The sequence below is a fragment of the Enterococcus sp. 3G1_DIV0629 genome (genome assembly GCF_002141285.1).
Classification (GTDB): domain Bacteria; phylum Bacillota; class Bacilli; order Lactobacillales; family Enterococcaceae; genus Enterococcus_B; species Enterococcus_B lactis.
This window is the reverse complement of record NZ_NGLI01000006.1, coordinates 23,867-32,333: the sequence shown is the minus strand read 5'-3', so window position 1 is coordinate 32,333 and position 8,467 is coordinate 23,867. Positions and strand designations below refer to the sequence as shown.

The following is an 8,467-nucleotide window of genomic DNA, read 5'->3' as shown; positions in this document are numbered from 1 at the left end:
AGAATTTTTATTACTTCTTGTAAGTTTATTTTTAAATCATTAAAAATATAAATGATCAATCCAATAGATAGTAGTAGATTACAGAATAGTAAAATAATGGTATCAAAGATTTTTCCTAAAAATTGCAGGGTATTTGTTGTCAAAAATTTTTTAGTAAATTTATCTGAAAAATAATATGTTTGTATACTAGATCCAATAAAAACTATAAAAGTAAAAAAAGGTATTATGGAAATAAAGGTTTCTACTGCTTTAGAAAATTTATTTATGTCCATATTTTGCATTTACCTACCTTACAAAAAAATTTTTTCAATAAACAATATACATTAATTATAATATTTTTAAATAAAATATTGGAGGATAAATAGTGAAAAAGTCAAGTAAATTATTGTCTGATTTGCTGTTATTGGGTTAAGTTATTGTCTATTTACCTGCTGTTTTAACAGAATAATTTGAATGGTACTTGTTACAACAACTGGAACATGATAAAGCTGAATTAGAAGAACTATCAGGACTAACGATAGGTTAGATTTTTATTAGTATGGAAAGGAGATAAGTATGGAATATGTTTTATTTGATTTAAAGCAAAATAAATTCTTTGCTCAAATAGAAGATTCAAAGGAAGGTTTTTATCTTACTTGCGAATATGAATTTGCTTATCGTTTTTCAGAAGAAGAAATTGAATTAGCTTGGCATATGGCGTATAAATGCGCATGGTTAGGGCTAGGTAAATTTTATGTTCTTGGCGATTTTGAATAGATCATTTTTTTATAATTCTGTAACTTGATTTATTTTCGCTTAGTAGACCTGCGGTTAAAAGGAGGGATATATTATCTCAAAATTTTTTAATTACCGAGGTATAAGGATAAGAAAAATCCATTTAAATATTTATAGATTATATCTGTTTTTGATGGCTTTACCTTTTTTAGTTGGGGTAGGCTTTTTTTGTTACTTTAAAATCTATCCTATTGTGAAGCCAATGATTGAAAGTGGGAAAATTGAGTATACTCAGTTAATATTTCCAATGGTTGAATTAGTAGGAATGTTGATTCTCATTTTTGGAAGTTTATCGTTGATACGTAAAACTTCTAAAATTCGAGGGAAATATTTTGTTCGTGTTTTACACCGACAAATGTTAGCTCAAATGATTCTTAGTCGTAATTGGGTAGATCGTAAAACGAAAAAAAATACAGATGGAAAAACACGTGAAGTAATAAAGTTTCCTAGAGTTTATTATAGGCATAAAAAATTTACTACGGAAATTACTGTTCCAACTGATGGAAAAAGATATCATGAACAGATGTTAAAAATTGGTCCTGTTTTGGAGCAAATGTTTTTTGCTGATTTAATTGAGTCTACTAGCGAATTAGGATTTACAAAGTATGAACTGCTGATCGGATTAGGTACTAATCGAATTTCTATTCGAGACGTGAAAGTCACTCAAACTTCTATTCAATTGATGAAAGATTTTGTTTGGGATTTTGCCAAAATGCCCCATATGTTGATTGGTGGTGGTACTGGTGGCGGAAAGACGTTTTTCTTGTTTACTCTTGTTCTGTATTTATCACAGATTGGCACAGTTTACATTTGTGACCCTAAAAATGCAGACTTAGTTTCTATTGGAGAATTACCAGCTTTTAAGAATCATGCTTTTAGTGGCGTAGATCGTATTGCTCGCTGTTTGAGAGACGCTGAAAAAGAAATGTTAAATCGATTTGCTTATATGAAAACACACCCTGATTATAAATGGGGAGCTGATTATACGTATTATAATATGGCGCCTTATTTTGTAATTGCTGATGAATGGAGTGCATTAATGGCAGAAGTAAATGATGATTTTAGAAAACGTCTAGAAATTATGAAGCCATTAACTCAAATTATTCTAAAAGGACGTCAAGCTGGTGTGTTTATGGTTTTAGCAACGCAACGTCCAGATACCGAAGATATAGACGGAAAATTGCGAGATCAATTTAATGTGCGTGTTTCCTTAGGAAAGCTTGAAAGTACTGGTTATGCTATGATTTTTGGGAAATCTGCAGAAAATAAGAACTTCTTTAATAATGATGTTCGTGGGCGAGGATATATAAGTGATGGTGGTATGCCTAGAGAAAATTATTCTCCTTTAGTTCCAAAAGATTTTGATTTTAAAGAAGCACTGTCTAAGATTCCTAAAATGATTGAAGAAGACTATTCAAAATTGAATTTAACAGAATCTGAGAAGGAACAACTTGAAAAAGAATTAGAAATCAAAGGAGGAATTTAGTAAAAAGTGTTACAAATTTAAGCTATTTAGAAAATTTTTATCTCCAGACTGTTAGTAAATGGGAATAAGGTATAAGAGCATTTTTCCCATTTTTGCTGGGTTGAAAAGTTTTCCGAAGTTGTTGCTTGCGGTGCGGAGCGAACAAGGTCTCCTTGTGAGAGGTGGGCGCCACAGCGCCCACCGATGAACGCAACGACGAGCCGAGGTCTCCTCGAGCGAGACGTGTACAAGCAAGCTTACAAATTCGTGAAAGGCGCCGGTTTTGCGCCATTTTCAAGTAAAAATGCGGGGAAAAATGGGCTTGGCGAGCTTTGCTCGTCAAGCTGTAACCCCCGTATTCTAACAGGGGGGTAGTAATGTGAAAAATTAAGAAAAATTGTGGTAGTAATGCTTGATATATAGGTATTTCTTTTGGTTACACTTTTGAAAAAAAAAATCGTGATTTTGTCAACTAAATTTTTATGGAGGGAATAGCAATTGATAAATCGCAAATTAACCATGTAGGACGAAGTATAAAAGCTTCTAGGTTAAGATTTAGAATGACGCAAACTGAGTTTGCGAAAGAGGTTGGTGTAAGCCGTCAAGTAATTAATTATTTGGAGAAGGGTACTGCACGTGTTTCGGAAGAAACTTTAAATAAAATACTTGATTATATTGCAAGTCAAGAACGACATGATCCTCTTGAATGCATTATTGATTATTTGAGAATCACTTTCCCAACACATGATACTACAGGTATTTTTGAGAATGTACTGAAAATTGATAAAGCTTATTTTGCTGAGGTAGAATCTCATTTATATGGGTACATAGGCGGTTATCAATTAGACTATATTCAAGTTCTTTATTCAAAGAAAAATGATGAACGTGGTGTATTAATTCAATTATCAGGTCAAGGATGCCGTCAATTTGAAGCTTTTCTCGAAGCACAAGGAAGATCGTGGTTCGATTTTTTTTATTCTTGTTTTGATTATAAATGCAGAGTGACAAGACTTGATTTGGCAATTAATGATTATAAAGAATATCTCAGTATTCCGACTCTTTTGAATAAAATTTTTCGTCAGGAATTAATTTCTCGTTTTCGTAAATTTGATTTTAATGGTTCTGGTAGTATTTCAGAAAAGAAACAGGAAGGTACAAGTATTTACTTTGGATCGAAAAAAAGTGAATTTTATATTACGTTTTATCAGAAAAATTACGAACAGGCTCGTAAATTAGGAATACCAGTGGAAGAAGTCCCAATAAAAAATCGTTATGAATTGCGATTTAAAAATGAGCGTGCAATGTTGGCTATTTCTGAATTTTTAAGAACTGGTGATTTGCCAGCAATTGCTTTAGGAATTATGAAAGATTATTTACAATTTACTGATCGAAAAATTGGTGTTGAACGTAGATATTGGAAAACAAATCAAAAATGGGCTTTTTTCTTAGGTGATGCCGAAAAAATGCGTTTATCGATAGAACCTAATGAACAGTTATATGAGCGTTCTAAAAATTGGTTTAAACGATCAGCTGCGGCTACTGCTAAAGTGATTTTAGAAATAGATAAAATTAAAGGAACAGACGAATTACAAGAGATTCTTGATGAAATTGAGTTAAGTGATAAGCATTTACATGTTATTGAAGTACAAACAACTGATATTAAAGATATGATTTGTGCTTAATTATTTTTTGTAGATTTATCTTTATGATAAGTCGGTATTTTGGAATGAATATGTTGTACGTAAAGCATTTAGAGAAAATTAGTTTAGATAAGGAATGAAAGCCTATGGTGAATAAGATGAAAAGTTTGAATCGTATGTTTTTTTACAAATCAAAAATTGCTGTGGGATTATCTTTAATATTTTTTTCTTTAGGAATATGGGGAGGAATGCAAGTTCAAAGTAAACAAAGTTACTTTAATCATGTAGTCGACCAAGTGGATTTTGAATATTCTTTAGCTTTTCATGATAAGTATGCTTTTCATGATAAGTATGCTTTTCATGATAAGAATGTTTCTAAAAAAATTCGTGAGGTAACTAGTAACAGAGTACAAATTCTGACTTGGGATTTATATCCACTTTTGGGATATCCAGAAAGTATGACAAGTAAACTTTTTTATCCGAATGCAGGAAATCAAGAAAGAGCAGAAAAAGCGTGGGATACCCTTCTAAAACTTCGAAAATTAGTTTTAGAAGAAGAACAAAAAGAGAGTTTGTCTCAATAATATCTAATGGAAGGAGTTGTTGCTTATGGTAAAAATAATGGGAAAATACACTGGATGTGTGTATTATTCTTGTCAAAATCAAAAAGAAGCTAATGAATGGATTTGTGCGAAAGAAATACTTGAGCCATTAGTTATTCTTGTTCTTCCTAGAGAGAAGTTAAGGGCATGAACAAGAGATATGGCTATTGAAATCGTTGATTTTGTAGCAAATATTGATGATTAAAAAGGGTTTATGTAAGTATGAAATTTAATTATAATTCTTTAGGTGATGGATTTTACAAAAATATAGATTTAGAAGAAGCAAATAACTTAGTCACATACTATGAGACAGATATTTTAAAAAAAATTGCTCAACAAAAAGACAAGAAATTATCAGTTGCTAAATATATTTCAAATTTCAATATGAAAGAAAAAAGATGTTTTTTAGGACTTTTGAAACGTTTTAAGCAAGTAAGAGTTGTTTATGATCAGGAAGACGGAATTTCTCGTCAATATTTGGTTGAAGCATAAGGAGAAGTCTAATGAGTTCAATCGGTGAAAAACTTTTTCTGAATGAAATAGAACAATTGAAAAAAGAAAATAGAAAATATATTTATGTAGACGAAGAAGACTATAAAGATTTTGAACAATTATTCCAAGACTATGATCTTTTAGTTATTCGTGAATATGGTTCTTCACTATATAGGGTCTATTTGAATAATGTGGAAAATAGAGAGAAAATTCGTTTATTGAAAAAAGAAAACAAAATAAAAAAAAGAGAGGATAGTTTATTCTTTTTATTAGTTATAACTTTGGCTTTTCTTGGAATGTATCTTTCATGTTTATGCTTGATACGATAATGAATCCAAAACATATTATTATGAATTAATTTAAACATTTTTTGAACTTTTTATTATTATATAAATAGCTATTTTATAACAAACTAAGGAGTGAACATATTGAAAAAAGTAGCCTTAAAATCGTTATTAATGGGAGCTATGGTTTTCGCAGGATTAGCAGTAGGACAAAGTGCTTTTGCAGATAGTTCTATTCCAATGTATCGGATGTATAATCCTTATAGTGGCGAGCATTTGTATACGAGAAGTACAGGGGAGAGAGACAATTTAAAACGAGTTGGTTGGAACTATGAAGGAATTGCATGGAATGCCCCAACAAGTGGTGAACCTGTCTATCGTTTGTACAATCGTTATAATGGCGAACATTTTTATACGTTGAATGCAAAAGAAAGAGATAGCATTACAAAACAAGGATGGACTTACGAAGGTGTAGCTTTTTACTCCTATACTGGTGCTAACGGTGTTCCTTTAACTCGTCTGTACAATAAACGTGTGAATTGGCACCATTACACATTAGATGAGAACGAGAAACGAGTGATTAGTAAACAAGGCTGGAACATTGAAGGAATTGGTTGGTATGCAATGCCAGGAAGTACCGCAAATCCTGTACCAGCACCTAATCCAAGTAAACCAGTAACGCAAAAAGTATTGAATGCACCAGTTGTTTATCAAGGAAATACAATGCTTTGTGAAGGAGCTTCTTTACTTTCAGGATTGAAATATAAAGGAGTAACTAATCAAGATTTATTTAGTTTTGTCAATTCAATGCCACGAGCAAATGATAACAATCCATACCACGGATACTCTGGCGAATGGCGCTACAATGTGAATGGGACGTACCAAGGCATTATGCCTAGCCCAGTAGTGCAATGGGCGAAAAACGTCGGTGGAAATGCTGCTAATATCACTGGATGTGGCGCTAATGGTATTAAAAATGAAATTAGAAAAGGAAATCCAGTAGTGGCATGGGTGACCTATAACTATGCTACACCTGAATTTAAACAAATGCCTTGGGGGCGTGCTGTTTGGAACGGACATGTAGTTCTTGTGGATGGCTTTAAAGATGGAGCTTATCACATTGTTGACCCAGTGTTTGGTATTAAATGGATTAATTCTGGTACATTTGAACGTTCTTTCAACACTACCGGTATGGCAGTAGCAGTTAGATAAATAAAAATTAAATAAATAGTTTAAAAGACTTCTAAAGGATTACTTTAGAGGTCTTTTTTATTTTCTAAGATAGGAGGGGAGTTAGTGGGTATAAGAGCCCCTTGTTTTTGGCAGAAAAAAATTAAGATTTCAATTTTTTAATAATTTAGAGAAGAGGGAGAAAAAATGATTTATAAGAAAGTCTTTTTATATTCAGCGGTAGTATTAAGTGTGGCAGGATTAGGTGTAGGAGCTGGTAAGGGCGTAGTAAATGCGACTGAAACAAAAGCTTCTATTAGCTACACAGCACCTGAAAAAATGAAATATACCAAAATTGGTGACGAGATTAAAGGATATATTCGAGTAAAACGTCCGAATGGTGAACTTGAATATATGGTGACACATGATTTTGTGGATAGTAATGGAAATGAAGCTTATTGTATGGATTCAGAAAAACCGACTCCTAATGGGCATAATTTAGCATTACAAGGAAAACTTGGCGATGAATTTTATCGTATGTATGAAGCTGGATATGCTAAAAAAGGTGATTTGAATGGATTACCAGTAGCCAATGTTCAAGAAGCGCGATATGCGACACAGATTGTTTCTTGGCTTTTATCAAATAATTTTAAGACTTCGGATATTGTTTGGTCTACTCCTGAACATTCACAAGCTGAAATTGATCGAGTTCACAAGGCATTTGATATTATTTGGAATCACGTACAAAATGGAAAAACGTCTACGGATACAACTTATAATTTGAAAAAGGTAAATGAATCAGAAGATGATATTTACTATAATTATAAATTCAAATCAGAAGCAAATAAAACGGATGGTAAAGCAAGTGTAAGTTTCGATAAAGAAATTTCTGGTATGCGTATTTTGAACAAAGACGGTAAAGAAATTTCAAAAGACAACTTACCACTTAATCAAGAAATTACGATTCAAATTCCTAAAGGAACACCAACAGGTGAATTGACAATTACGTCTGAAGGGGATATTAAAACGGTTCATGTATTTAAATATGGTGGTGATTCGTCAGTTCAACCAACAAATTCTCTAATTAGTGTGGATGATGAGCATAAAACGGATGAACAAAAAATCAATTGGAAATTGAAGGATATTGTAATTGGAACGACAGCTACAGATAAAGCTGATAATGATAAAGTGCTTGCACCAGATACAACAGCTACAGTTGTCGATGAAGTTTCCTATGAAAATCTGATTGTTGGTAAAGAGTACACTGTCACAGGAAAACTCATGGATAAAGAAACAGGAAAAGCTCTGTTAGTTGATGGGAAAGAAGTCACTGCAAGTGCAAAATTTACAGCAAAAACACCTAATGGAAAGATACCGGTAGAATTTACTTTTAATACTACAGGCTTAGATGATAAAGAACTTGTTGCCTTTGAATCAATGACACATGAAGATAAAGAAGTCGCTACTCATGCGGATATTAATGATAAAGGACAAACAGTCAAAGTTGATAAGAAAACACCAAAAATTAGTACTACGGCAACGGACAAAGCAGATAAAGATAAAGTTTTGGCACCAAATCAAGTTGTCACTATTGTTGATGAAGTATCTTATGAAGGACTGGTAGCAGGAAAAGAGTATCGTGTAGAAGGGACATTGATGGATAAAACTACTGGGAAGCCATTAATGGTCGATGGGAAAGAAGTCACTGCAAATGCAAAATTTACAGCAAAAACTGCAAAAGGCAAACAAAATGTCGAATTTACCTTTAATACAGCAGGTTTAGATGATAAAGAACTAGTTGTTTTTGAAAATCTTTATTTTGGAACAAAAGTAATTGCTACTCATGCGGATATCAATGATAAAGGACAAACAGTTAAAGTGGATATACCAAACACACCTTTACCACAAACTGGATCAGAAAATTATCAATCAAAAGGATTAATTGGTTTAGCTTTAGCTGGTGTGTCTGTTTTGTTAGTGTCTGTTTATTCTATTGTTAAACGCAAAAATAAATAAGAATAAAAAGGAGTATCAAAAAGG

At 32.4% G+C, this 8,467-nt stretch carries 10 protein-coding genes; 9 read left to right on the top strand and 1 reads right to left on the bottom strand.

Going from position 1 to position 8,467, the window contains the following annotated elements:
- Positions 1-281 (bottom strand): hypothetical protein (locus A5816_RS16445; protein ID WP_218777105.1); only part of this gene is annotated, 281 nt, incomplete at its 3' end.
- Between the two features lie 274 nt (positions 282-555).
- On the opposite strand from A5816_RS16445, the gene A5816_RS15785 reads away from it, so the two are divergent.
- The 9 genes from A5816_RS15785 to A5816_RS15750 all read left to right on the top strand — a co-directional run bounded on the left by A5816_RS15785 (position 556) and on the right by A5816_RS15750 (position 8,443).
- On the top strand, positions 556-756 hold the full coding sequence (locus A5816_RS15785) for a hypothetical protein (RefSeq protein WP_081156955.1): 201 nt from the start codon (positions 556-558) through the stop codon (positions 754-756).
- Between the two features lie 220 nt (positions 757-976).
- Positions 977-2,260, top strand: a complete 1,284-nt coding sequence (locus A5816_RS15780) for an FtsK/SpoIIIE domain-containing protein (RefSeq protein ID WP_241547452.1) — start codon at positions 977-979, stop codon at positions 2,258-2,260.
- Positions 2,261-2,799: 539 nt separating this feature from the next.
- Complete coding sequence (locus A5816_RS15775; protein ID WP_241547453.1) at positions 2,800-3,921, top strand: replication initiation factor domain-containing protein; 1,122 nt, start codon at positions 2,800-2,802, stop codon at positions 3,919-3,921.
- A gap of 116 nt (positions 3,922-4,037) precedes the next feature.
- A complete protein-coding gene (locus tag A5816_RS15770; RefSeq protein ID WP_256926107.1) occupies positions 4,038-4,463 on the top strand; it encodes a hypothetical protein in 426 nt (141 codons plus the stop codon).
- A gap of 25 nt (positions 4,464-4,488) precedes the next feature.
- Positions 4,489-4,632 (top strand): hypothetical protein, encoded by a 144-nt coding sequence (locus tag A5816_RS16420; RefSeq protein WP_179131907.1) that lies wholly within the window; start codon positions 4,489-4,491, stop codon positions 4,630-4,632.
- 71 nt (positions 4,633-4,703) lie between these two features.
- The gene (locus tag A5816_RS15765; protein WP_081156958.1) at positions 4,704-4,973 is read left to right on the top strand and encodes a hypothetical protein; all 270 of its coding nucleotides are present in this window, start codon (positions 4,704-4,706) and stop codon (positions 4,971-4,973) included.
- Between the two features lie 11 nt (positions 4,974-4,984).
- Positions 4,985-5,302 (top strand): hypothetical protein, encoded by a 318-nt coding sequence (locus tag A5816_RS15760; RefSeq protein WP_081156959.1) that lies wholly within the window; start codon positions 4,985-4,987, stop codon positions 5,300-5,302.
- Between the two features lie 129 nt (positions 5,303-5,431).
- Positions 5,432-6,469, top strand: a complete 1,038-nt coding sequence (locus tag A5816_RS15755; protein WP_373404620.1) for a C39 family peptidase — start codon at positions 5,432-5,434, stop codon at positions 6,467-6,469.
- Positions 6,470-6,634: 165 nt separating this feature from the next.
- Positions 6,635-8,443, top strand: a complete 1,809-nt coding sequence (locus tag A5816_RS15750) for a VaFE repeat-containing surface-anchored protein (RefSeq protein ID WP_086311723.1) — start codon at positions 6,635-6,637, stop codon at positions 8,441-8,443.
- The last annotated feature ends 24 nt before the right edge of the window (positions 8,444-8,467 follow it).

Excerpts from the sequence above, each read along its gene's own strand:
- A5816_RS15785 (WP_081156955.1), top strand. The coding sequence starts at position 556 with ATGGAATATGTTTTATTTGATTTAAAGCAAAATAAATTCTTTGCTCAA.
- A5816_RS15780 (WP_241547452.1), top strand. The coding sequence starts at position 977 with ATGATTGAAAGTGGGAAAATTGAGTATACTCAGTTAATATTTCCAATG.
- A5816_RS15775 (WP_241547453.1), top strand. The coding sequence starts at position 2,800 with ATGACGCAAACTGAGTTTGCGAAAGAGGTTGGTGTAAGCCGTCAAGTA.
- A5816_RS15770 (WP_256926107.1), top strand. The coding sequence starts at position 4,038 with ATGAAAAGTTTGAATCGTATGTTTTTTTACAAATCAAAAATTGCTGTG.
- A5816_RS16420 (WP_179131907.1), top strand. The coding sequence starts at position 4,489 with ATGGTAAAAATAATGGGAAAATACACTGGATGTGTGTATTATTCTTGT.
- A5816_RS15765 (WP_081156958.1), top strand. The coding sequence starts at position 4,704 with ATGAAATTTAATTATAATTCTTTAGGTGATGGATTTTACAAAAATATA.
- A5816_RS15760 (WP_081156959.1), top strand. The coding sequence starts at position 4,985 with ATGAGTTCAATCGGTGAAAAACTTTTTCTGAATGAAATAGAACAATTG.
- A5816_RS15755 (WP_373404620.1), top strand. The coding sequence starts at position 5,432 with ATGGGAGCTATGGTTTTCGCAGGATTAGCAGTAGGACAAAGTGCTTTT.
- A5816_RS15750 (WP_086311723.1), top strand. The coding sequence starts at position 6,635 with ATGATTTATAAGAAAGTCTTTTTATATTCAGCGGTAGTATTAAGTGTG.